The 20,485-nt window shown below is 67.6% G+C and carries 21 protein-coding genes and 1 pseudogene; 10 read left to right on the top strand and 12 right to left on the bottom strand.

The window, feature by feature from the left end; translation table 11 throughout:
* Window positions 1–201: 201 nt before the first annotated feature.
* Together ACYQ1K_RS14385 and ACYQ1K_RS14390 are read right to left on the bottom strand one after the other, a co-directional pair.
* Entirely contained in the window at window positions 202–1,116 is a 915-nt protein-coding gene (locus ACYQ1K_RS14385) for a rhomboid family intramembrane serine protease (protein ID WP_459983750.1), read from the bottom strand.
* A gap of 12 nt (window positions 1,117–1,128) precedes the next feature.
* On the bottom strand, window positions 1,129–1,635 hold the full coding sequence (locus ACYQ1K_RS14390) for a peptidylprolyl isomerase (RefSeq protein ID WP_459983752.1): 507 nt from the start codon (window positions 1,633–1,635) through the stop codon (window positions 1,129–1,131).
* 92 nt (window positions 1,636–1,727) lie between these two features.
* Between ACYQ1K_RS14390 and ACYQ1K_RS14395 the strand changes: the two genes are divergently transcribed.
* Window positions 1,728–2,210, top strand: coding sequence for a hypothetical protein (locus ACYQ1K_RS14395; protein WP_459983754.1), 483 nt, complete (start codon window positions 1,728–1,730; stop codon window positions 2,208–2,210).
* 2 nt (window positions 2,211–2,212) lie between these two features.
* On the opposite strand, the gene ACYQ1K_RS14400 is transcribed toward ACYQ1K_RS14395, so the two are convergent.
* From ACYQ1K_RS14400 to ACYQ1K_RS14440, 9 genes and pseudogenes are all read right to left on the bottom strand, one after another.
* Window positions 2,213–2,554 (bottom strand): DUF3817 domain-containing protein, encoded by a 342-nt coding sequence (locus tag ACYQ1K_RS14400; RefSeq protein WP_459983756.1) that lies wholly within the window; start codon window positions 2,552–2,554, stop codon window positions 2,213–2,215.
* Window positions 2,551–3,309: an SURF1 family protein gene (locus ACYQ1K_RS14405; RefSeq protein ID WP_459983758.1), complete on the bottom strand. Its 759-nt coding sequence runs from the start codon at window positions 3,307–3,309 to the stop codon at window positions 2,551–2,553. Before ACYQ1K_RS14405 ends, ACYQ1K_RS14400 begins: the two co-directional genes overlap by 4 nt.
* Before the next feature lie 142 nt (window positions 3,310–3,451).
* On the bottom strand, window positions 3,452–3,760 hold the full coding sequence (locus tag ACYQ1K_RS14410) for a hypothetical protein (protein ID WP_459983787.1): 309 nt from the start codon (window positions 3,758–3,760) through the stop codon (window positions 3,452–3,454).
* Between the two features lie 70 nt (window positions 3,761–3,830).
* Window positions 3,831–4,226: pseudogene (locus ACYQ1K_RS14415) on the bottom strand (metallophosphoesterase); the annotation flags it as partial.
* Complete coding sequence (locus ACYQ1K_RS14420; RefSeq protein WP_459983759.1) at window positions 4,223–4,852, bottom strand: metallophosphoesterase family protein; 630 nt, start codon at window positions 4,850–4,852, stop codon at window positions 4,223–4,225. The pseudogene ACYQ1K_RS14415 and the gene ACYQ1K_RS14420, both read right to left, overlap by 4 nt.
* Before the next feature lie 247 nt (window positions 4,853–5,099).
* Window positions 5,100–6,332 (bottom strand): Fic family protein, encoded by a 1,233-nt coding sequence (locus ACYQ1K_RS14425; protein ID WP_459983761.1) that lies wholly within the window; start codon window positions 6,330–6,332, stop codon window positions 5,100–5,102.
* Window positions 6,333–6,805: 473 nt separating this feature from the next.
* Window positions 6,806–7,249 carry a hypothetical protein gene (locus ACYQ1K_RS14430; RefSeq protein WP_459983763.1) on the bottom strand — a complete coding sequence of 148 codons (444 nt, stop codon included), beginning with the start codon at window positions 7,247–7,249 and terminating at the stop codon, window positions 6,806–6,808.
* A gap of 235 nt (window positions 7,250–7,484) precedes the next feature.
* A complete protein-coding gene (locus tag ACYQ1K_RS14435) occupies window positions 7,485–7,928 on the bottom strand; it encodes a hypothetical protein (RefSeq protein WP_459983765.1) in 444 nt (147 codons plus the stop codon).
* A gap of 848 nt (window positions 7,929–8,776) precedes the next feature.
* Window positions 8,777–9,211 carry a MarR family winged helix-turn-helix transcriptional regulator gene (locus ACYQ1K_RS14440; protein WP_459983767.1) on the bottom strand — a complete coding sequence of 145 codons (435 nt, stop codon included), beginning with the start codon at window positions 9,209–9,211 and terminating at the stop codon, window positions 8,777–8,779.
* A 298-nt stretch (window positions 9,212–9,509) separates the two neighbouring features.
* Here ACYQ1K_RS14440 and ACYQ1K_RS14445 point away from each other — a divergent pair, with 298 nt between their 5' ends.
* From ACYQ1K_RS14445 to ACYQ1K_RS14485, 9 genes are all read left to right on the top strand, one after another.
* Window positions 9,510–10,757 carry an FAD-dependent oxidoreductase gene (locus ACYQ1K_RS14445; protein WP_459983769.1) on the top strand — a complete coding sequence of 416 codons (1,248 nt, stop codon included), beginning with the start codon at window positions 9,510–9,512 and terminating at the stop codon, window positions 10,755–10,757.
* Window positions 10,754–11,197 (top strand): flavodoxin domain-containing protein, encoded by a 444-nt coding sequence (locus tag ACYQ1K_RS14450; RefSeq protein WP_459983770.1) that lies wholly within the window; start codon window positions 10,754–10,756, stop codon window positions 11,195–11,197. The genes ACYQ1K_RS14445 and ACYQ1K_RS14450 overlap by 4 nt, the downstream gene beginning before the upstream one ends.
* 11 nt (window positions 11,198–11,208) lie before the next feature.
* On the top strand, window positions 11,209–12,414 hold the full coding sequence (locus ACYQ1K_RS14455; RefSeq protein WP_459983772.1) for a cytochrome P450: 1,206 nt from the start codon (window positions 11,209–11,211) through the stop codon (window positions 12,412–12,414).
* A 61-nt stretch (window positions 12,415–12,475) separates the two neighbouring features.
* Complete coding sequence (locus ACYQ1K_RS14460) at window positions 12,476–13,600, top strand: aminomethyl transferase family protein (RefSeq protein WP_459983773.1); 1,125 nt, start codon at window positions 12,476–12,478, stop codon at window positions 13,598–13,600.
* Between the two features lie 17 nt (window positions 13,601–13,617).
* Entirely contained in the window at window positions 13,618–14,463 is an 846-nt protein-coding gene (gene purU / locus ACYQ1K_RS14465) for a formyltetrahydrofolate deformylase (RefSeq protein WP_459983775.1), read from the top strand.
* The gene (locus tag ACYQ1K_RS14470; RefSeq protein ID WP_459983777.1) at window positions 14,460–15,353 is read left to right on the top strand and encodes a bifunctional methylenetetrahydrofolate dehydrogenase/methenyltetrahydrofolate cyclohydrolase; all 894 of its coding nucleotides are present in this window, start codon (window positions 14,460–14,462) and stop codon (window positions 15,351–15,353) included. The genes purU and ACYQ1K_RS14470 overlap by 4 nt, the downstream gene beginning before the upstream one ends.
* 28 nt (window positions 15,354–15,381) lie before the next feature.
* Window positions 15,382–17,547: an oxidoreductase gene (locus ACYQ1K_RS14475; RefSeq protein ID WP_459983778.1), complete on the top strand. Its 2,166-nt coding sequence runs from the start codon at window positions 15,382–15,384 to the stop codon at window positions 17,545–17,547.
* On the top strand, window positions 17,544–17,921 hold the full coding sequence (locus ACYQ1K_RS14480; protein ID WP_459983780.1) for a cupin domain-containing protein: 378 nt from the start codon (window positions 17,544–17,546) through the stop codon (window positions 17,919–17,921). The genes ACYQ1K_RS14475 and ACYQ1K_RS14480 overlap by 4 nt, the downstream gene beginning before the upstream one ends.
* Before the next feature lie 157 nt (window positions 17,922–18,078).
* Complete coding sequence (locus ACYQ1K_RS14485; protein ID WP_459983782.1) at window positions 18,079–19,545, top strand: APC family permease; 1,467 nt, start codon at window positions 18,079–18,081, stop codon at window positions 19,543–19,545.
* A 55-nt stretch (window positions 19,546–19,600) separates the two neighbouring features.
* Here the strand turns inward: ACYQ1K_RS14485 and ACYQ1K_RS14490 are convergent.
* Window positions 19,601–20,485 (bottom strand): TetR/AcrR family transcriptional regulator (locus tag ACYQ1K_RS14490; RefSeq protein ID WP_459983784.1); only part of this gene is annotated, 885 nt, incomplete at its 5' end.

Here is a 20,485-nt window from a genome sequence, read left to right on the forward strand (position 1 = left end):
CGACGACGGCCCCGCTGCCCCTCAGGCAGCGGGGCCGTTGTCGTCTTGGCATGGAGCTGCGGCGTGAGCCCTCTCGGCCTCCGGTGCACCCCTGGATGCTCATCGAGGTATGCAGCCGAGTCGTCACTCCCCATGCGGAGTTCCGCGAGGGAAGTGCGCATTCGTCTGCATACCTCGACGAGCATGCAGGGGACCGCCGCCTCAGCTGAGCGCGAGCGTCCGGACCGCGATGGCGACCAGCAGGGCGACGGTGATGCCGGCGATCCCGCTCCACTGCACCACCTGGCGCCGCTGCCGAGGCGCCCAGACAATGATGGCGGCGACCAGGACGCCGCCGATGAAGCCGCCCAGGTGGCCCTGCCAGGAGATGTTCGGGATGGTGAGCGTGAAGACGGCGTTGATGCCGATCCAGATCAGCAGCGACCCCACGCTCGTGCGGGTGCGGATCGCGATGACGAGCAAAGCCCCCATGAGGCCGAAGATGGCCCCGGAGGCGCCGAGGGTGGGGAGGTACGACGGCACCGTCGCGTAGACGAGCGCCGACCCCGCCAGCGCCGAGACGAGGTAGAGCGCGATGAAGCGCGCGCGTCCGAAGAGCATCTCGACCTGCGGCCCCAGAATCCACAGGGCGAGCATGTTGAAGCCGATGTGCAGCACCTCGACGTGGGTGAACGCGCTGGTCACGAGCTGCCAGTAGGCGCCGTCGCTGACCCCGGGGTAGTACGTGCCTCCGTGTGCCGAACACAGACTGTGGGAGGCGTCGCTGGGGGCGGCGCCCACAACGCACAGCTGCCGCGGCCGCAGCGCGAGGATGGCCACCAGCCGGCTGGTGGCGCCGCCGGTGATCGTGATGAGCAGCCAGACCGCGACGTTGATCCCGACGAGCACGGTCGAGACGAAGCCGGGGGCGGAGGGCCGGAGGCCGCCGTACGTCGTCCGCAGCGGACGCTGCTCGCTCCGAGCCTGCTTCACGCACTCCGGGCACTGGAACCCGACGGCGGCGGGGACCATGCACTCGGGGCAGATCGGGCGCTCACACCGCTGGCAGCGGATGTGAGCCTCGCGGCCGGGGTGCCGATAGCAGGTCGGCACCCCGGCCCCGGAGGGCTCTGTCACGGTGAGTCCGCGTCAGACGATCTCGACGGACTCGATGACGACAGCGTCCTTCGGCTTGTCGCCCGGGCCGGTCGGCGTCTTGCCGATCGCGTCCACGACGTCGCGGGACGCCTGGTCGGCCACCTCGCCGAAGATGGTGTGCTTGAAGTTGAGCCACGTCGTGGGGGCGACGGTGATGAAGAACTGGGAGCCGTTGGTGCCGGGGCCGGCGTTGGCCATCGCGAGCAGGTAGGGCTTGTCGAAGACGAGCTCGGGGTGCGGCTCGTCCTTGAAGGTGTAGCCGGGGCCACCGGTGCCGGTGCCCAGCGGGCAGCCACCCTGGAGCATGAAGCCGTCGATGACGCGGTGGAAGGTGAGACCGTCGTAGAAGGGGCCGGTCTTGCCGTTGCCGGCGTCGTAGGCCTTCTCGCCCTTCGCGAGGCCGACGAAGTTCGCCACCGTCTCCGGAGCGTGGTTCGGGAAGAGGTTCAGGGTGATATCACCCCGGTTGGTGTGGAGGATGGCCTGCTGGTCCGCCATGACTGTCCTTCTTTAGTGTGGGTACTGCTGATGTGAGTGCGGGTTGATCCTCGCACGCCTGCTCAATGCCATCGACGTCAGGAGGCCCCACGATGACCAGGCGCAGCACCCTTCTCGATCGTGCCACCGAAGTGACCACCGACGTGGTCGAGACGGCCGTCGAGGCCGCGCAGGAGTTCCTCGAGAACACGGCGAAGCCCTTCCTCGAGGAGACCGCCAAGCCCGCGCTTCAGGACGCCGCCGCCAAGACGGCTCCGATCGTCGCGGCCGGCGCCACCATGGCCGCGGAGCGCGCCACCCAGGCGAAGGAGTTCGCCGAGGCCAAGGCGCAGGAGCTCAGCGGCCAGCAGAAGAAGTCGCACCGCCGTCGGAACACGCTCATGCTCCTGCTGCTCGGCGGTCTCGCCGCCGCGGCCGGCGTGTTGGCGAAGAAGGCCATGGGCGGCGGCTCGACCGACTGGACGTCCGCCGGTCCGGTCTCGACGCCGGAGACGCCGGCCGAGACGCTCTACACGGATCCGCCGGTCGAGGACCTGAGCACGCCGACCGACAAGCCGCCGTACAGCTCCAACTGAGGTCAGCTCGAGCTGACAGCGTCCGTGCGAGCACCCCGAGCCAGCTCGGGGTGCTCGGCGACGATGCGCTGCACCGCGCGGTGCTCCACCCAGAAGATGAGGCCGGGGATGAGACCGGCGACCAGCATGAGCACGAACTCCATGATCGTCCAGCCCAACCGGTGGGTCAGGACGAACGCCACCACCAGGTAGACGATGTAGATCCAGCCGTGCAGCATCCACAGCCACCACAGGTCAGGGACGCTGCTGTTGATCGCGTGCAGGACCCAGTCGATGCTCGCGGACAGCAGGAAGACGCCCACCAGGATCGCGAGCACGCGGTAGGCGGCGAAGAGCTTGGTCACGGCGCTGAGGGTACGACGCTCGCCTGAGAGTCGCTCTCAGGGGAGGTCGAGGTGACCTCCCGGATGTGACGCCACCAGATGAAGACGACGAACCCACCGAAGACCCACCACTCGAGTCCGTAGAGGAAGTTCCGCAGGCCCGTGAGCGTCCCCGCATCGGGCAGCTGCTCGAGCGTGGCCCGCTGGAGCCCTGGTCCAGGCTTCTCGTCGACCACGTAGCCGCCGTAGAGGTCCTGGTCCACATGCTGGATGACATCGGCGATGCGCAGCTGGGGCAGGACGTCGTCGGTCGGGTTGTCGTCGACCACGCCCGCGTCACCTTCGGGCGGCTGGAGCCACCCGGTGAGCGTCACGGGGCCGCTCACGGGAGCAGGCGCGTCGTCGAGGTGGGCGACCCAGCCGCGCACCACCGGCATGGCGGGCTGGCCCTCGCCTCCGACGGCGACCGGGGTGACGACCCAGTAGCCCTTCGTGCCCCCCTGCTCGCGACCGCTGATGTAGACGGTGCCGCCCGGCACCCACGTGCCGCTCAGCTCGACCGGGTGGCCGGTCATCAGGCCCGGGAACGGGTCGTCGGGCCCCATCACGTCCTTGAGCGGCTTGGCCGCCGCCTTCGTGGCGTCCGCCGTCTTCGCGTCGCGGTGCTCACGCCAGACCCCGAGCTGCCACAGGCCGAGGCCCACCGTGCCGGCGAGCAGGACCAGTGCCAGCAGATGGGCACCCCACAGGCGCGGGGACCAGATCTTCGGTGGCACGCACGTCAGCGTACGTCTGGAGTGCTCACCTGGCGCAGCCGGCGGAGCGTCATGCGGTTGCTGCCGCCTGAGCCCGATTCAGCCAGAAGGCCCTTCAGAGAGCGTTGGCCAGTGGGGCGGAGTGGCGCAACGCATTTCCTGCCTACGCGGGGTCGGCCAACGTGGCGAGGTCGAGGTAGCGCAGGTTCCCGCCAACGCCGTCGCAGTTTAGCGACCAGATCCGGGTCTGATGATCCCGACCGGGCACACGCACGGTCGCCTCTCCGTCGACGTGGTAGTGCCCGTGGGTGAAGAGCCGTGGAGCGACGCCGAGGAAGGCCTCGTGCATCCGCTCGGCGCCGACCCGGGCGTACGCAAGGGCGCGCTCGGGCCAGCCCCACTCGTTGTGGGTGCGGATGAAGGCGACCCGGTCGACCTCGTAGGGCGACAGCGGTGCGTCGTGGGCGAGCATCACGTCGGCGTACCCCCCCTTCGACCACCGCAGCGACGTCCTCGGGCGTGATCATCTCCTCGGCCCACCAGGCTTTGCCCACGCTGCGGTGCTCCAGGTCGACCGACGGCGCGCCACCCAGGGAGACGAAGTGCCGGCCTTCGAGAGTGAAGCGGTAGCCGCGCGGGAGGACGGCGATATTCTCCGTCAGGTGCAGCGGCTTGCCGGCGTGTTTGGGGTGGGACCACAACAAGGTAAGGCGACCCCAGTCCTCGTGGTTGCCTGGGGTGATCCAGATGCCGACGCCGTGCTCGGCGCAGGTCTTCTCTATCTCGAGGAGGTACTGCTTGCCGGATGGTCCGGGCCAGATCCCGAAGTCGCCCAGGTGCAGGATCAACGTAACCCCACGGGCGGCGACGTCGGCGATGCGGGCACGTGCCCACGCAGCGTTGCCGTGCCAGTCCCCGGCGAGTGCGACGGTGCTCATGAGATCGGCTCGATCCGGCCGTGGCGCAGGTCCTCCAGGTGCTGGGCGAGCCGTTCGGCAGAGACGGGTACGTAGTCCCACCAGTCGACGCCGACGTTGATCCCCCAGGTGCCATTCTTGGTGCGCCGCTCGCGGAATGCGTCGTGGACGTGGCCGTGGAGCAGCACGGTGCCCTCATCGCGCAACCGGAACTGGGCGTACCTGTCCTCGTCGTGAGAGTCCCCGGCATAGGGGAAGTGGGAGAGCAGCACCCGCGTCGCTGGCGCCTGCGGGCGCAGGGGCGCCAGCGCGGTGACGGCGAAGTCCATGACCGCGTCGAACCCGGCGGCCAGATACTCGGCGCGGGCCTTCCAACCGCCGCGTACGCCGCCCCAGCAGGCGTCGTGGTTGCCGCTGATGAGGATCTTGGTACCGACGAGCTGCTCGATGAGGGCGAGACTCTTGCCATGCATGTCGACGTCGCCGAGCACGTAGACGGTGTCCTCGGGCGCGACGACCGTGTTCCAGTTCGTGATCAATTGGGCGTTCATGTCCCGGACGTCGTGGAAGGCAGCGCCGCGTCGCGTGGAGAGCTCCAGCAGACGGGCGTGCCCGAAGTGCTGGTCGGCGGTGAACCACACGGTCACACCTGCCTCCTCTCGGCCGGTATCGGGGCGGACGAGACTGCCACGAAGCGCCGACAGAACGCGATCGAGTTCTCGGGCCTCACCAGCCCGCCGAGGGCATCCCCCAAGGTCCCGAGCTCTGTACATCGCTCGCGGAGCGACTCGTGGACGTGTCCGTGAAGCAGCGGAACGCGTTGATCAAGCGGCCCGAATTGCGCGTAACGAGGGCTAGGCACGCCTATGGACGGGTGACGCTGGGCCCTCGAGATCACCCGCGACGGCCGACGCGCTCGGCGAAGGCGTCGAGCGCGTCGACCACCTCCTGCGCCAACCACACGCGGTTGCGCTTGCGGGCGCCTACCGGCGCGACGATCTCGGCCTCCACTAGTTGCTCGATCGCACGCTGGGCGGCCGACAGAGCGACGCCGGTCGCTGTCTGGACGTAGCCGACGTTCACGGCAGGCTGGTTGAGCAGATGCGGGAGCAACCGGCGTGCCGCCGAGCCGCGGCGTGAAGGCAAGCGGTCGATCCAGCCGTCGTACACCCGTCCCAGCTCGTCGACCAGTTGACGCCCGTTGCTGACCGCTCGGAACGACGCGTTCGCGAACTGCTGGATGATGGGCTCGACGTCGCCCTCGCGGTAGGCCGTGAGCGCACTGAAGTACGCCGACGTGTCGGTCAGGAGACCGGCTGACACCGGCACGGTCAGCCGGCGGGTCACATCGGAGTGGCGCAGCATGGCGTGAACGAGCGTCCGGCCCACGCGGCCGTTGCCGTCGTTGAAGGGGTGGATGGTCTCGAACTGAGCGTGCGCGATCGAACACTGGACCAGGATGGGCAAGTCGACCCGATCCACGAAAGCGATCAGGTCTCCCATGGCGGCCTCCACCCGCGAGTGATGCGGCGGCACGAACGACGCCGTGTGCGGGCTGATCGTATTGCTTCCGATCCATACCTGGGACGTCCGGAACCGCCCAGGAGCGGCGTACTCATGCCCGTCCAGGAGAGCCTCGTGCGCAGCCAGGATCGACTCGATGCTGATCGCGTCGGCTAGCTCGACCGCGCGCTGCATCGCGAGGACGTTGCCCGTGACGAGCTGCGCGTTCGGCCCCGTCCTCGCGTCGATCGCAGCAAGCGCCAGAGCACGCGCCCCGGCAGTCACGCCCTCGATCTCGGAAGAGGATGCCGACTCCGTCCGCAACAAGACCGCCGCCAGCGGGGCCAGTTCCGTCGCGGCGTCCTCGCCCTCGGAGTCGGCCCGCCGGGCGGCCAGAGCAGCCACCTCCGCGTCGAATCGGGTGATCTCTCGAACCGCGTCCTCCGCCTCGGCTTGAACCTCCGCGCGCACGTGGACCGGCAGCTCCGCGATCCGCGCCGGGAGCGCAGCCTGGTACGGGCCGCGCGCCGCCATCCGCTGACGACGGGAGGCGGCCTGATCCGGAGTGCTACGCCAGGGCCGGCTCTCGAGCTTGACGGCGAAACCTCCCAGCTGCGCACTCATCACCTCATGTTACACCACTTTTGTTCAATAAAGTGGTGTAATCGCGTCACCACCGTGCGAACTTTCGCCTGTCGCCGCCTGCCTCCTCGTGGTCTACGGCCCGTACTCTGAAGTGCCTGCGCTTCGCGGTATCGGCCCATCGCGAGAGATGGGGTCGCGAGCGTCGACGAGGAAGTTGACCGTCGGACTGTAGCGCTCGGCGTCGCCTCGACTGCGTGGGTCATGGTCGCCGCACCCCGACATCTGCCGTTGGGATCGCGCCAATGATGCAGCGGCCTTTCACGAGAGTCCATCCTCGTACTGTCGCTGAAGCCCCGCCGACTGGCGTGCCCGAGATCGAACAGATCGTGACGCGTGGGGCGAATTGGGCTGTCGTCGACTCCAGCAACAGGGTCTCGGCCCAAGCAGCGCCGACGACGCGATCACCCAACTCCAGGCCGTGCTGCCCGACCCTGCCGCGTTCGATCCCGGCGTTATGACGCTCCGGCGATCCCTAGCTGGCGCAGGCATTCGCCGATCGGCTCCTCGCGCCAATTCGGGCTGTACAAGCTGAGCAGGATCCTCGTGGTCGCCGCGTGGCCATGGAGACCCTCCGGCGGATTCGTCGGCTCTCCGTTGGCGCCAAGCGCGACGACTTCCGCCCCTCCGATGATCAGCTCTTCTACCTTCCACACCAGCTGGTGGCGGCGGCGGGCCACTGCTGTGACTCCGCTCCACGGGATGTGGAGTCGGTACTGGTCGCGCTGTACGTCGAGGCCGGCTTTCGTGACCGTCAGCGTACGTCGGCGGATACGCGCGTAGGTGCGGGGGACGTTGAACAAGAGAACCAATGCGAATACGACCGCTCCGGCCAGGGCGGACGCGCCGATCCAGGCGCCGATGCCAACCGCGACGGCTCCGAGCGCGATGGGGGCCAATCCTGCGCTCACCAACGCCACTGGCCGACGGATTCGGTATTGCTGCACGAGGCGGGACCATAGCGGCTGGGTACGCGTTGCCCCTCCGGCGGCGCCGCTGATCTTGGCAGCCGCGGGCGTCCGCGGCTGCCGTGAACGCACGCCTGCTCGCGGCGGAGTGACGCGCCTGCTGGAGCGCGCCGTCAGCGGCCGACGTGTCAATGCGGTTGGCCAACGACAGTGAGGCCGGATCCGCTTACTGCCGCGGGGCCACGATCCATGCCCGAGTCGAAGGAAGCAGTAGAAGGACAAAGACCACCGAGGCGGCGGCCGTGACCAATAGTGGAAGGACGTGGTAGCTCGCCAGGACGCCGAGCACTGCCGTGACTGGTGCGAGCACCAAGAGCGCCCACCAGGCCCAGCGGCGCTGCAGAATCAGGCCCACACCCGCGACGAGGGCGGCCGCGCACAACCCAAGCACGGTTCCGACGATGGCGAAGAACCACGCAACGATGGAGCCGGTGCCGTCGAAGTTCTCAAGCACCGTGCGGCCGACAACGGCGTATCCAATGGCTGCAAACAGCACCGCTGCCCCAGTGATCCCCGCGGTAGCGATCGTGGTGACGGTGGCTGCGGACACGGCGCCAGGCACCGACGAGACGCTGGCACGCGGCGGCAAGGACAGCATCGGGTCGGCCACCGCCCGATTATCGTCGATCCCGGCTCCAGTTGTCCGGCGGTTTGCGACAGCCGGTGGACTGGATGCCGGTGTTGCTCGTCGGCCGAGCGCACCATGACGGCAGCAGAACCGGATGCGCCCGAACGAACGCCGCTAACGTGTGTCCGTGGCGCGAACCCGAGGACGCGAGGATGCGTGGCTGTGCCTCGACGTGGTGCTGCGGAACGTGGATTCGGGGCCAGAACCGCCGCCACACGTGTGGGGTGCTTGGGTCCCGAACGCAGACACGATCTGCATCGTGTTCGAGCGCGACGACGCTCCTGGCTTGCTGGGGCTCCGCCGTACCCTCGACCCGGGTGTCCCTCCCGAAGCGCAGGGCTTGCATATTGCGATCTGCGAGTTGGGGGAACCGTTGGGCTCCCTGGAAGATGAGTTGCTCGCAGATCCAGATGGTGTCCTCTGGTTCCAGGGCGACCACCCAGGGTGGCGCGACTACTCGCCGTTCCTTCCTCGGTAACCGGATCTCCGCAGATCCGGCAATGGGTCGCTAGCGCCGGCTCGCGGCTATGACGCACCCTCGACGGTCGGCCGAGTCGCGGCGGACATCCGGCGGAATGACGCACTCAGTTCCTCCATGCTCGGACGCATGTTCTCCCGGCTCGATCTGGGCGCTGGAACAGGTCAGGAGGGATTGGTTCTGCAGAGTCGCCATGAGCCGACGACATCAACGATGAAGCCAGAGATCGTCTTGCTATTGGCGGACCTCAGGTGGGGGCAGGAGAGACGGGAAAGGCGCTTTGCCAACGCATACGGACGTCACGTGCCGGCGCCCTCGTGGCCTCGCATCTGGGATAGCCGCCGGCCAGTGGTCACTCGGCAAGCTTCCGGAGAAGCCCTCGGAGCGAGTGGAGCTCGGCTCGCGTCAACGCGTGAATTGCCGACAGGTCCTCTGTGCTCACGGGTCCTAGCGTTCGTCCCTCCAGCGCTGCTTTAGTGACTTTGACCCGCTGTCGACGCCTGTCTCGGGGATCCATCGCCCGCTCGACCAGCCCGAGACTCTCGAGTCGGTTCAGTCTGCTGGAGATCGTTGACGGACTGACATGGCAGCGCCGTGCGAGCTCTCCAGGCGTTGCTCCGCTCTGGACGGTCGCGAGCTCCATGAGGATTTCCTCGTCGCGACGCCCCAGCATCGATGCCGAGTTCGCGGCTGCTCGGCTCGACGGCCAAAGCTTTCGGGCACACGTCCTGATGAGCCGCGCAACCTCGATCGAGTCGGACTCGGTAGAACCAGGCGCCGCGGTCATCGGGGTGGTCGCCTGTGGCTCCGTCAGAGTCAAGTGAAGCCCACCTCTTCCGCTTGGCGACCACCGCGGTCGGTGCTATCCAAATGGTCAGTCTTGGACCTAAGTAGCACCCAGGCACTCCGTTCTGTCAAGGGTGTACATCGACATCGACATCGGCGCCCAGCGCCCTGGAACGACTGGGGCCAAACGAATTTCTGATCCTTACTATCCATTTGGGCAGTAACGGGGTTAGAGTCCTCTCCACGGCGTGTGACGCAGCGCACGTCAGCCCGGATCAATCAGACCTCAGAGGTGCTCGATGTCCTCTCAACCGCACATCGCGATCGTCGGCAGCGGCCCGGCGGGGTGCTACACGGCCCAGGGCCTGCGCAAAGACTGGCCCGATGCTGAGATCACCGTCATCGATCGACTCCCGGTGCCCTACGGCCTGATCCGCTACGGGGTCGCGGCGGACCACCAGGGCACGAAGGCGGTCACCAAGCAGTTCGACCGCCTCTTCGAGCGTGGCGGCGTGACGTTCAACGGCGGCATCGAGGTCGGCGTCGACGTCGATCTGGACGATCTGCGTGCGCACTACGACGTCGTTGTGCTCGCCACCGGCCTCTGTGTGGACAGGAGACTCAACATCCCCGGCGAGTACCTGACCGGTGTCTACGGTTCCGGGCAGATCACTCGACTGCTTAACGGGCACCCGGACGAGCACGGCCTGAAGCCTCGCCTGGGGGAGCGTGTCGTCGTCATCGGCAACGGCAACGTCGCCATCGACCTCGTGCGGCTGATCGCCAAGCACCCGGACGACTTCGCGGGTAGCGACCTACATCCCGAAGTGCACGACCTCATTCATCGACCTGCGGTCCAAGAGATCGTCGTCGTCGGACGAAGCGGGGCGCGTTCGGCGAAGTTCGACCCGGCGATGGTCAAGGAACTAGCAAAGCTCGCCGGTGTCGACTTCGCTGTCGACGCAATGGACGAACCCGCCAACCCGCAAGTCGCTGCGCTCAAGCACCTGATCGAACACCAGATCGGTGGCGACCGGATCCGCGTGCGGTTCTGCTTCGGATGGACACCGCGCGAGGTCATGGGCGCGGATGGCTGCGTCCGCGGCGTCGTGTTCGCCGCCGCTGACGGTCGCACTTGGCACCACGAGGCAGACAGCGTGCTCACCGCCATCGGGTTCGCGGAGCAGACACACCTCGGGGCGAGCGGCGAGTGGCGTAGCGCCGATGGTCGACTCGGCGACGGCTTGTACACAGTCGGGTGGGCCCGCCGCGGTCCGCAAGGCGCCATCCCGGACGCCCGCACCGACGCCCGACTGGTCGCGCAGTCGATCACCGCCGACCTTCGCGAGCGGCCTTGTCCCGGGTCGCATCATCCCGCCAGATTGCGGGCCGCCTGGCCCGCGGTCGACTTCGCTGGCTGGCAGCGCATCGATCACCACGAGCGCGTCACCGCCGACGCGTCTCGCGTCCGCAACAAGCTCCGCACACACGCCGACCTCCGGCAAGTTGCAACGACCCACCTTGTCACCGAAGGAGAGCGCCGATGAGCCTCACCATCCTGTACGGAACCGAGTCCGGAAACGCCGAGATGGCCGCCGAGGAGCTCGCCGACGCGATCGGCGCGACCGCCGTCGACCTCATCGACCTCGAGCCCGCCGATCTCAACCTGGACGACACCTTCCTCATCGTGTGCTCCACGTACGGCGACGGGGAGCTCCCGGCATCCGCGCAGCCATTCGTCGACCGCCTTCTCGCGGAGAAGCCGAACCTCAGGGGCATGCGCTACGCCATCTTCGGGCTCGGCGACAGCGGCTATGCCGAGTCCTACAGCCTCGGAAGTACGCGCCTCGCGGAGCACCTCGACGCCCTGGGCGCCCAGCGATTCGGCGAGTTCGGGCGCCATGACGCCTCCAGCGGTGAGGACCTCGTCGAGACGGTCCAGCAATGGGCCGACTCGACCCTGACTGAGGCGACCCATGCGGCCTGACGAGGACTGAGATGACCACCGGAACCATCCCCAACGCCGAGGCCCCTGCCGGGGGTATCGACCCGCTGCCGTATCTCTCCGACGCGTATCGATCCGACCCGTATCCCTACTACGCCGCCCTGCGCGCCGACGAGCCGGTCTATCGCCACCCAGCAGGGTTCTGGGCCGTGACCGGCTATGCCGAGATCAGCAAGCTTCTCTATGACCGCACCCTGAGCGTGGCCGACCTCGACTACGGACCGGCCAGCCCGCTGCACGACAGCATGCTCGGCGCGGACGCCCCGAAGCACACCCGCGTCCGTCGCACGCACAGCCGCTGGTTCACCCCGAAGGCGGTCCAGCAGTGGGTGGCGTTCGCCCGTGAGGAGATCCATCGGCGCCTCGACGCCATCGTCGCGGCCGGCGGCACGTTCGATGCTGTGCATGACCTTGCGTTCCCCGTCACGTTCGCCACCGTGAGCAAGCTGCTCGGCGTGCCCGTCCGGGACGGTGCCGGAGTTCGTCAGGCCACCCACGACATCGGCCGAAGCCTCGGTCTCGAGCCGACCGAGGAAGAGGCAGCTGGAACCGAGCGCGCCTTCGCCTGGTTCATCGCGCACAACGAGAATCTCATCGCCGAGAAGCGAGCCAATCCGGGCGACGGACTGCTCGACAGCTTCCTCGCTTTCGAGGACGACGGGACGATGTCGCACGACGAGGTCATCGCCTCGCTCACCTTGCTGTTCGCCGTCGGGCACCTCGACATCAGCTACCTGATCGTGCACGGCATCAAGCTCATGGCCGAGCAGCCGGAGATCCTTGCCGCGTACCGCGACCATGTGGATCGGCGTGGCGACATCGTCAACGAGATCCTCCGCCTCGACACCCCTGAGCAGTTCGTGGCCCGGCTGACGGTTGAGCCGATCAGCATCGCGGGCGTCGACATCCCTGCTGGTGAGCCGTTGATCCTGTTCATCGGAGCAGGAAACCGCGACCCGCAGGTTTTCCCTGAGCCGGACACGTTCGACATCGACCGCGACGCCGACCTGAGCAAGCACCTCGCCTTCGGCGGCGGAGTCCATGGGTGCGCCGGCCAGGTCCTCGCGCGAGCCGAGGCCGACGAGGTCTTCACTGCCCTGGTGACCCGGTTCGCCCGAGTCGAGATCACTGGGCCCATCACCTACGGCCACTCAGACTTCATCCGCTCGATCGCGTCCCTGCCCGTCAAGGTCAGGTGACCGCGAACGCCGCCCCACACCCTTCTTCTTGACGGAGAACGACCCCGAAACGGAGCACACCATGACCACCGAAACCGTCGAAGCCGCTGACCTGCGGCCGACCCCGTTCGCCCCACGCTTCCCCGCAACGGCCGGCGAGGCCATCGACATCTACGGATTCGCTGTGCCTCTCTGGCTGACTGACCCGGAGAGCGAGTACGACGCCATCCGCAACCGTGTCGCAGCCCTCGAGTTCTCGATGCTCTTCAAGTGGGACGTCCGGGGATCCGACGCCGTAGCCGTCGCCGACGCCGTGTTCTCGCGCAACCTGCGAGACCTCGGCCCGAACCGCATCGCCTACGGAGTCGTCGTCGACGAGACCGGACACATGCTCGACGACGTCACCGGCATCGTCCTGGCAGAGGACCACGTGCGCATCATCGGAGGAAACCCGGCCACCGCCGAGGCACTCGCGCGGGTGGGAACCGGCAGGGACGCCAGCGTCACCGAGATCCGCGACACCCTCGCCGTCCTCAGCATCCAGGGCCCGAACAGCCGGGCGGTGCTCCAGCGGCTCACCGACCGCGACCTGTCCAACGAGGCGTTCCCGTACTACAGCTACGACCCGGCCGTCGCCGTGGCCGGGATCCCCGCCCATGTGAACCGCATGGGGTTCACGGCCGAGCTCGGCTACGAGGTCATGGTCCCCATTGAGCGGGCCCTCGATCTGTGGGACGCGGTCTTCGAGGCCGGCGCCGACCTCGGCGTTCAGGCCGCCTCCGCCGCTGCGCTGATGACCGTTCGCGTAGAGGCGGGCATGATCATGGGCGAGCTCGAGTACGACCACACCAGCACCCCATTCGAGTGCCGCATGGGCTGGGCCGTCGACTTCGACAAGGCCGACTTCCAGGGCCGGGATGCACTCCTCGCGCTGAAGGAGAACGTCCGCTCGCGCGTCGTCTCCGTGATCGTTGACGCTGACCCCGACTGCGCCGACGGAGCGCGCCTCCTGCGCGACGGGGAGGACGTCGGCTGGATCACCATGGCCATCCCCTCCCCGGTCCTGGACGGAGCCACCCTCGGGCTCGCCCGCGTCGATGCTGGCTCGACGAAGGTTGACACCGTCCTGAGCCTCGCTGACGGCAGCACCGCCACGGTCACCCGCACCCCCGTCTACGACCCCGAGCGCAACCGCGTCCGCAGCTGAGAGAAGCAGAGAGCACCATGAACCGCTACGTCATGACCCTGCGCTGTCCAGACCAACCCGGCATCGTCCGTGCGTTCGCCGAAGGCGTGGTGACCGCCAAAGGCAACATCGTCGAGAACCAGCAGTTCTCCGACCCGGATACCGGCACCTTCTGCATGCGCACTGAGTTCGACACGCCGGTGGAGAACGTCGAGGCCGTCCGATCCGGCCTCATCGAGGCCCTCGGCGGGTTCGACCCGATCCTGACCCTCCGCGAGGCCGGCCGCCACCGGCGCGTGCTCGTCATGGTCTCCAAGTTCGACCACTGCCTGGTCGACCTGCTCTACCGGCGCGGAACCGGCGAGCTGCCGATCGACATCCCCGTGATCGTGTCCAACCACCCGGACCTCGAGCCCCTCGCCGAGCAGGCCGGCATCCCGTTCGTGCACATCCCCGTCACGAAGGAGACCAAGGCCGACGCCGAGCAGAGGCTGCTCGATCTGGTGCGCGAGTACGAGGTCGACCTCATCGTCCTCGCTCGCTACATGCAGGTCCTGTCCGACGACCTGTGCCGCAACCTCTCCGGACGAGTCATCAACATCCACCACTCCTTCCTGCCCGGCTTCAAGGGCGCCAAGCCCTACCACCAGGCACACGCACGCGGCGTCAAGCTGATCGGAGCCACCGCCCACTACGTGACCGCCGACCTCGACGAGGGCCCGATCATCGAGCAGGACGTCCAGCGCGTCACCCATGCCTACACGGCCGACCAGCTCGTCGCGCACGGCCGCGACGTCGAGAGGGCCGTGCTGTCCCGAGCTGTCCGGCGCCATGCCGAGGACCGCGTCCTGCTCGTCGGCGTCCGCACGGTGGTGTTCGAGTGAGCGCCCGAGTCCTCGACGGCAAGGCGACCGCCGCCGCCATCAAGACCGAGCTAGCAGCGCGCGTCGACAAGCTCCGCGAGCAAGGCGTTGTCCCGGGTCTCGGGACCATCCTCATCGGCGATGATCCCGGCTCGGCCTGGTACGTCGCCGGGAAGCACCGCGACTGCGCCGAGGTCGGCATCGAGTCGATCCGCATCGACCTCCGCGCCGACGTACCCCAGCAGGCCGTCGAGGAGGCCGTCATCCGCCTCAATCAGGACCCGGCCTGCACTGGCTACATTGTCCAGCTCCCACTGCCAAGGCACATGGACGAGAACGCCATCCTCGGCCTGATCGACCCAGCCAAGGACGCCGACGGACTCCACCCGACCAACCTGGGCTGGCTCGTCCTCGGCGAGACCGCGCCGCTCCCGTGCACCCCGCACGGCATCGTCGAACTGCTCCGCCGGCACGACGTCGGCATCAACGGCGCCGAGGTGGTAGTCGTCGGTCGCGGCGTGACGGTCGGCCGGCCCCTCGGGCTGCTACTGACCCGCCGCAGTGAGAACGCCACCGTCACGCTGTGCCACACCGGCACCCGTAACCTGGCCGCGCACACCCGCCAGGCCGACATCGTCGTGGCAGCCGCCGGCGTGCCCGGCATCATCACCGCCGACATCGTCAAGCCCGGCGCCGCGGTGCTCGACGTCGGGGTCTCGCGCGGCGCCGACGGCAAGATCGCAGGCGATGTCGCCCCAGGCGTGTGGGACGTCGCCGGATGGGTCTCCCCGAATCCGGGCGGGGTCGGTCCCATGACCCGCGCCCTCCTGCTGGCCAACGTCGTCGAAGCGGCCGAACGTCAGGCCGAGGTCGACACAGCTCCTACCAACCAAGCCGTGTACGGCGCCTGAGGCGCGGTCGAAGGAGAGGGGAAGAGTCATGCGTGAGAGTCGGTACGACATCCTGTTCGAGCCGATCCAGCTCGGGCCGAAGACCCTGCGAAACCGGTTCTGGCAGGTACCGCACTGCAACGGCGCCGGCTCCGACAAACCTGGTCTCCAGGCCGCGTTCCGTGGCCTGAAGGCCGAGGGCGGCTGGGGGGCCGTGTTCACCGAGGTCTGCTCGATCGCACCCGGCGGCGACATCATGCCCTGGGTCGCCTCCAAGCTGTGGGACGCCGGCGACGTCCGCAACCTGGCCCGCATGTCGGAGGCGATCCATGCCCACGGCGGCCTCGCCGGAGTCGAGCTCGTCCACTCGGGTGGTCTCGCGAACAACGCCGAGACGCGAGCGCCCGCGACGACCGTCTCCCAGATCCCGAACGACATCAACCACCTCGCTAACGGCCGGCAGATGACCAAACGGGACATTGCCGAGATGCGCAAGATCCACGTCGACGGGTTCCTGCGGGCGCGGGAGGCCGGCTTCGACCTGCTGACCTTCTACGCGGGCCTCGGCACCTTCCCGATCTACTTCCTCTACCCCTTCTACAACAAGCGGACCGACGAGTACGGCGGCACCTTCGAGAACCGGATCCGCTTCACCCGCGAGGTGCTCGAGGAGGTCCGCAGCAAGATCGAGGACTGCGCCATCGGCTTCCGGTTCAGCATCGACACCCTCGAGGACCCCTACGGGTACGGCGACCTCGGCGTCCGTGCCGCCGACGAGGGACGTGCCTTCATCGAGGCATTCGACCCCTACGTGGACTACTGGGACATCAACATCGGCACGCTCAACTGGGGCGAGGACGCCGGATCAAGCCGCTTCTTCGCCACCAACCACGAAGCGCCGTACACGCGCATCGCCAAGGAGGTCGCCACCAAGCCGGTCATCAACGTCGGCCGCTTCACCGACCCCGACGTCATGGTCGAGGTGATCAAGTCCGGTCAGGCCGACATCATCGGAGCCGCGCGGCCATCGATCGCGGACCCGTTCCTCCCGAAGAAGATCGAGGAGGGCCGCTTCGAGGACATCCGCGAGTGCATCGGCTGCAACGTCTGCGTGTCTCGGTGGGAGATGGGCGGTCCGCCGATCTGGTGCACCCAGAACGCCACGAGCGGCGAGGAGTACCGCCGCGGCTGGCACCCCGAGGTGTTCACGACCGCCACAAACCGGGCCAAGCCTGTCCTGGTGGTCGGTGCTGGACCGGCCGGCATGGAGGCCGCGATGGTGCTCGGCAAACGAGGCTTCGAGGCCGTTCACCTCGTCGACGCCGCACCCGTCATGGGCGGTCACCTCTCCTGGATGACCACCATGCCCGGACTCGCCACCTGGCGGCGGGTGGTCGAGTACCGAGAACGGCAGATCGCCAAGCTGCCCAACGTCGAGTTCATCCCAAACATGCGCCTCGACGGCGATGCCCTGCTCGAGTACGGCGCCGAGATCGTCATCAACGCCACCGGGTCCACCTGGTCAGGTGACGGCATCAACCCCGTCACCCATGCGCCCATCGAAGGCGCCAGCGCCGATCGCCCGGACGTAGCCACCCCCGAGCAGTTGGTGAAGGACGGCAAGCAGCTCGGTGACCATGTCGCGGTCGTCGACGGCGACGGTTACCACATGGGTGCGACCGTCGCCGAGCTCCTTGCGCTCCAAGGGCGCCGGGTCACCTATGTCACGCACTTCGACACCCTCGGCCCGTACCTCCGCAACCCGCTCGAGGAGCAGCGCATGTATCAACGACTCGTCGAGCTCGGCGTGGAGATCAGGTCCCAGCAGCTCATGGCGGCCTACGAACCGGGCAAGGCCCAGCTCGTCCACCTCTGGGGTGGTCAGGAGACGATGCTCGACTGCGACTCGCTCGCCCTGGTGACCCACCGCTACTCCGACTGTTCGCTCTTTGACCAGCTCAGCGAGGATTGGGGACGTCTGAATGAGGCCGGCATCAGCCAGTTCCACCTCATCGGCGACGCCCACACGCCCGGCATGATCGCGCAGGCAGTCTTCTCCGGACATCGGCTTGCCCGCGAGATCGACTCGCCGAACCCCGACGTGCCACTGCCCTTCATCCGCGAGCGTCGCTTGGTCGAAGGCGACGAGGCCGACTACCGGCTGGGCGCTGCGACCCTTCTGCCCCCCGTCATCCCGGTGCGAGGCGGAGCATGAGCGTCGAACTCGTCCGCGCCGCACCGTTGACCCGGGAGGGCTCTCCGATGCCCGGCCGGGTGATCGTCGCACCCTCCGCCACTGGCTGGCACGGGATCGCCATGACGGAATGGGAGCTGACCGATGCGGAGTGGTCCGACAGCCATCCGTTTGACGAGTACAACTTCGTCCTCGAGGGCGAGCTGCACGTTGAGCCTGACGGGCGAGTCGTCGTCGCGGGGCCGGGGGACACAGTGTGGGTCCTTGCCTCCAGCACTGGGCGGTATCGCGCGCCCGTCTATGCCCGGATGCTGTCGATCTACGCGCCGAATCCGAGTGGAGCGAGCTCGCAGGCACACGGCCTTCGAGAGCACCTGAGCCATCGAGACGGGTGATCAAGACCCGGTGGCTCGACTCACCTCCCTCTGCTGCACCATCTTGCTCTCCAAATGGATAAAAACTTCTCGGAAACCGTTGACAGTGGCGTGAGGCACATCTCACGCTTGACCCAAACGTTCGCCCCCGAACGAGTTCTTCTGACATGGAGCCGTCATGACCGATCTGACCGCAGGTGCCACCGAAGGCGCCGAGGTACCCGGGGTGCAGACCCACCGACTCAAGCCGAACTCGCTCGGCGTGCTCGGAATCCTCTTCTTCGTCTTCTCCGGCCAGGCACCGCTCACCGGCATCGCCGGCGCAGTGCCGATCGCGATCGTGATCGGCAATGGCGCTGGGGTGCCTACGGCCTACATCGCGGCCGGCGTCATCATCCTCGTCTTCTCGATCGGCTTCGTCGCGATGGGTCGACACGTCGTCCATGCTGGCGCTTTCTACGCCTACATCGGCAAGGGCCTGGGGGAGACGACCGGCGTCTCGGGCGCACTGGTGGCGCTGTTCGCCTACAACACCATCCAGGCTGCCATGTACGGGCTGTACGGGGTGGTGGTCGAGGGCATCTTCGTGAAGCACTTCAGCATCGACCTGCCGTGGTGGTTCTGGGCCCTGGCGACGATGGCGATCGTCCAGATCCTCGGCACGCTCGGCATCGACATCGGCGCCAAGGTGCTGGCCGTGTTCGTGGCGGCCGAGTTCAGCCTCCTGTCCCTCTTCGCGCTCATCACCCTCTTCAAGGGCGGCGGCCCCGAGGGGCTGGGAGTTGCCGACACGTTCAGCCTCAGCGCAGCCACCGCAGGAGCCCCCGGCGTCGCGCTCATGTTCGCCATCGCCTCGATGTTCGGCTTCGAGGCAACCGCCATCTACGGCGAGGAGGCTCGCGAGCCCCGCAAGACGGTCCCGCGGGCGACGTACCTCTCGGTCCTGATCATCACCGGCTTCTTCGCCTTCGTGACCTGGATGCTGGTGGCGTTCTACGGCCCCTCGAACGTCGTCGACGACGCGGGCAAGGCGCTCGAAGCAGGAAACGGCGCAACCTTCGTCTTCGACGCCGTCGGCGCGCAGCTCGGGAGCTGGACCGGGGACGTGCTCGAGGTCCTCCTGGCCACGTCACTTTTTGCGGGCATCCTCGCCTTCCACAACTCGATCACCCGCTACCTGTTCTCGCTCAGCCGTGACCGGGTGATCCCAAGGTCAGTCTCTCGACTCAACCAGCGCCACTCGCCCTGGGTGGCCGGTGCCGTGCAGACCGGCATCGTCCTGCTCCTCACCATGCCGTTCGCGATCCTGGGCAAGGACCCCGTCCTCACGCTGTTCTCCTGGTTCAGCGGCGTCGCTGTGCTTGGCATGATGCTGCTCTACTTCATGACCAGCATCTCGGTGGTCGTCTTCTTCCGCCGTACGCCCTCGGAGTCGTCGCTGGCGCGGACCCTGGTGGCCCCGGTCGTCGGATCGATCGGCATCGGAATCGCCGTCTGGCTGATCTTGGACAACTTCCAGACCCTCATCGGCGGCAGCGCTACGACGGCGTTCTGGCTGGGCATCACCGTTCCGATCATCGCGATCGCGGGGGCAGTCCTAGGTTGGGCCCGGCGCAATGTGATCTCCCGCGAGCTGATCGACTGAACCAAGGACGAGGAACGGCGGCGCCTGAAATCCTCAGGCCCCGCCGTTCTACATCTCAGGTACGGGCTACCTCGGCGGCCGCAGCTCGTAGCAACGTGCGCAGCGCGTCCAGTGCCGGCTCGAGATCAGGTTCTGCGCCGTTGGTCACGCGCTGGAAGACGAGTCCGTCCAGCGCCGCGTAGACCAGGAGATGAAGTCCGGGAATGTCGCCGAGTCCCATGCGTTCCAGCTCGCGTCGCGTCGCATCGCGGTAGGCATCGTTGAGCTCGCGGACCAGCGTGGTGAGCTCCGGGCGACGGCGAGCCTCGAGGATCAACTCGTACTGAAACGCCTGCGTCTCCGGGTCGCCCGCGACCAGGTCCAGGAGACCGCTGGCGAACTCGTCGATGGAGCCGGTCCCGGACTCGAGAGAGCTGCGCGAAACGCTGCGCTCGACGGCATACCGGACGGTGGCGGCCACCAGGGCATCCCGGCTGCCGAAATGGTGCCGGACCAGACCATGGGCCACGCCAGCCTCTTCCGATACGGCGCGATACGTCACATTGCGCAGACCGCGCTCGGCCACGACCTTGGTGGTGGCCGCGAGCAGCGCTTCGCGGCCCTCTCCACGGCGGAGCGAACGAGCTTCCTGCGACACCCCGTCCCCCTGTCTTCGGTCGATGCTTCTCGCCGAGCCGTTTGTGGCCCGCATCAGAATCGTATGGCAACGCCTTTCCCCTCGGCTGTCGTCCGTGCGGGTGCCGTGGGAGGGACAAACTGCTGGCTCCAGGACGGCATCGGTCCGGAGCGAGTCTGTATCGAGGAGGCGGGTGGTGCCCGGCTCCCGGCTACTTGTTGACTTCTCATACGGCTCCGGCCCGGCCAGGCTGGTGTCGAGGTGCTCGACGGGACGCTCTCCATTCCCGGCTGCCCAGCATCGCAGGAGGCTGTGGCTCTCTAT

Source organism: Nocardioides sp. AN3, assembly GCF_054653495.1.

Excerpts from the sequence above, each read along its gene's own strand:
- ACYQ1K_RS14390 (WP_459983752.1), bottom strand. The coding sequence starts at position 1,635 with ATGGCGGACCAGCAGGCCATCCTCCACACCAACCGGGGTGATATCACC.
- ACYQ1K_RS14395 (WP_459983754.1), top strand. The coding sequence starts at position 1,728 with ATGACCAGGCGCAGCACCCTTCTCGATCGTGCCACCGAAGTGACCACC.
- ACYQ1K_RS14410 (WP_459983787.1), bottom strand. The coding sequence starts at position 3,760 with ATGCTCGCCCACGACGCACCGCTGTCGCCCTACGAGGTCGACCGGGTC.
- ACYQ1K_RS14425 (WP_459983761.1), bottom strand. The coding sequence starts at position 6,332 with ATGAGTGCGCAGCTGGGAGGTTTCGCCGTCAAGCTCGAGAGCCGGCCC.
- ACYQ1K_RS14440 (WP_459983767.1), bottom strand. The coding sequence starts at position 9,211 with ATGACCGCGGCGCCTGGTTCTACCGAGTCCGACTCGATCGAGGTTGCG.
- ACYQ1K_RS14445 (WP_459983769.1), top strand. The coding sequence starts at position 9,510 with ATGTCCTCTCAACCGCACATCGCGATCGTCGGCAGCGGCCCGGCGGGG.
- ACYQ1K_RS14450 (WP_459983770.1), top strand. The coding sequence starts at position 10,754 with ATGAGCCTCACCATCCTGTACGGAACCGAGTCCGGAAACGCCGAGATG.
- ACYQ1K_RS14455 (WP_459983772.1), top strand. The coding sequence starts at position 11,209 with ATGACCACCGGAACCATCCCCAACGCCGAGGCCCCTGCCGGGGGTATC.
- ACYQ1K_RS14460 (WP_459983773.1), top strand. The coding sequence starts at position 12,476 with ATGACCACCGAAACCGTCGAAGCCGCTGACCTGCGGCCGACCCCGTTC.
- purU (WP_459983775.1), top strand. The coding sequence starts at position 13,618 with ATGAACCGCTACGTCATGACCCTGCGCTGTCCAGACCAACCCGGCATC.
- ACYQ1K_RS14475 (WP_459983778.1), top strand. The coding sequence starts at position 15,382 with ATGCGTGAGAGTCGGTACGACATCCTGTTCGAGCCGATCCAGCTCGGG.
- ACYQ1K_RS14480 (WP_459983780.1), top strand. The coding sequence starts at position 17,544 with ATGAGCGTCGAACTCGTCCGCGCCGCACCGTTGACCCGGGAGGGCTCT.
- ACYQ1K_RS14485 (WP_459983782.1), top strand. The coding sequence starts at position 18,079 with ATGACCGATCTGACCGCAGGTGCCACCGAAGGCGCCGAGGTACCCGGG.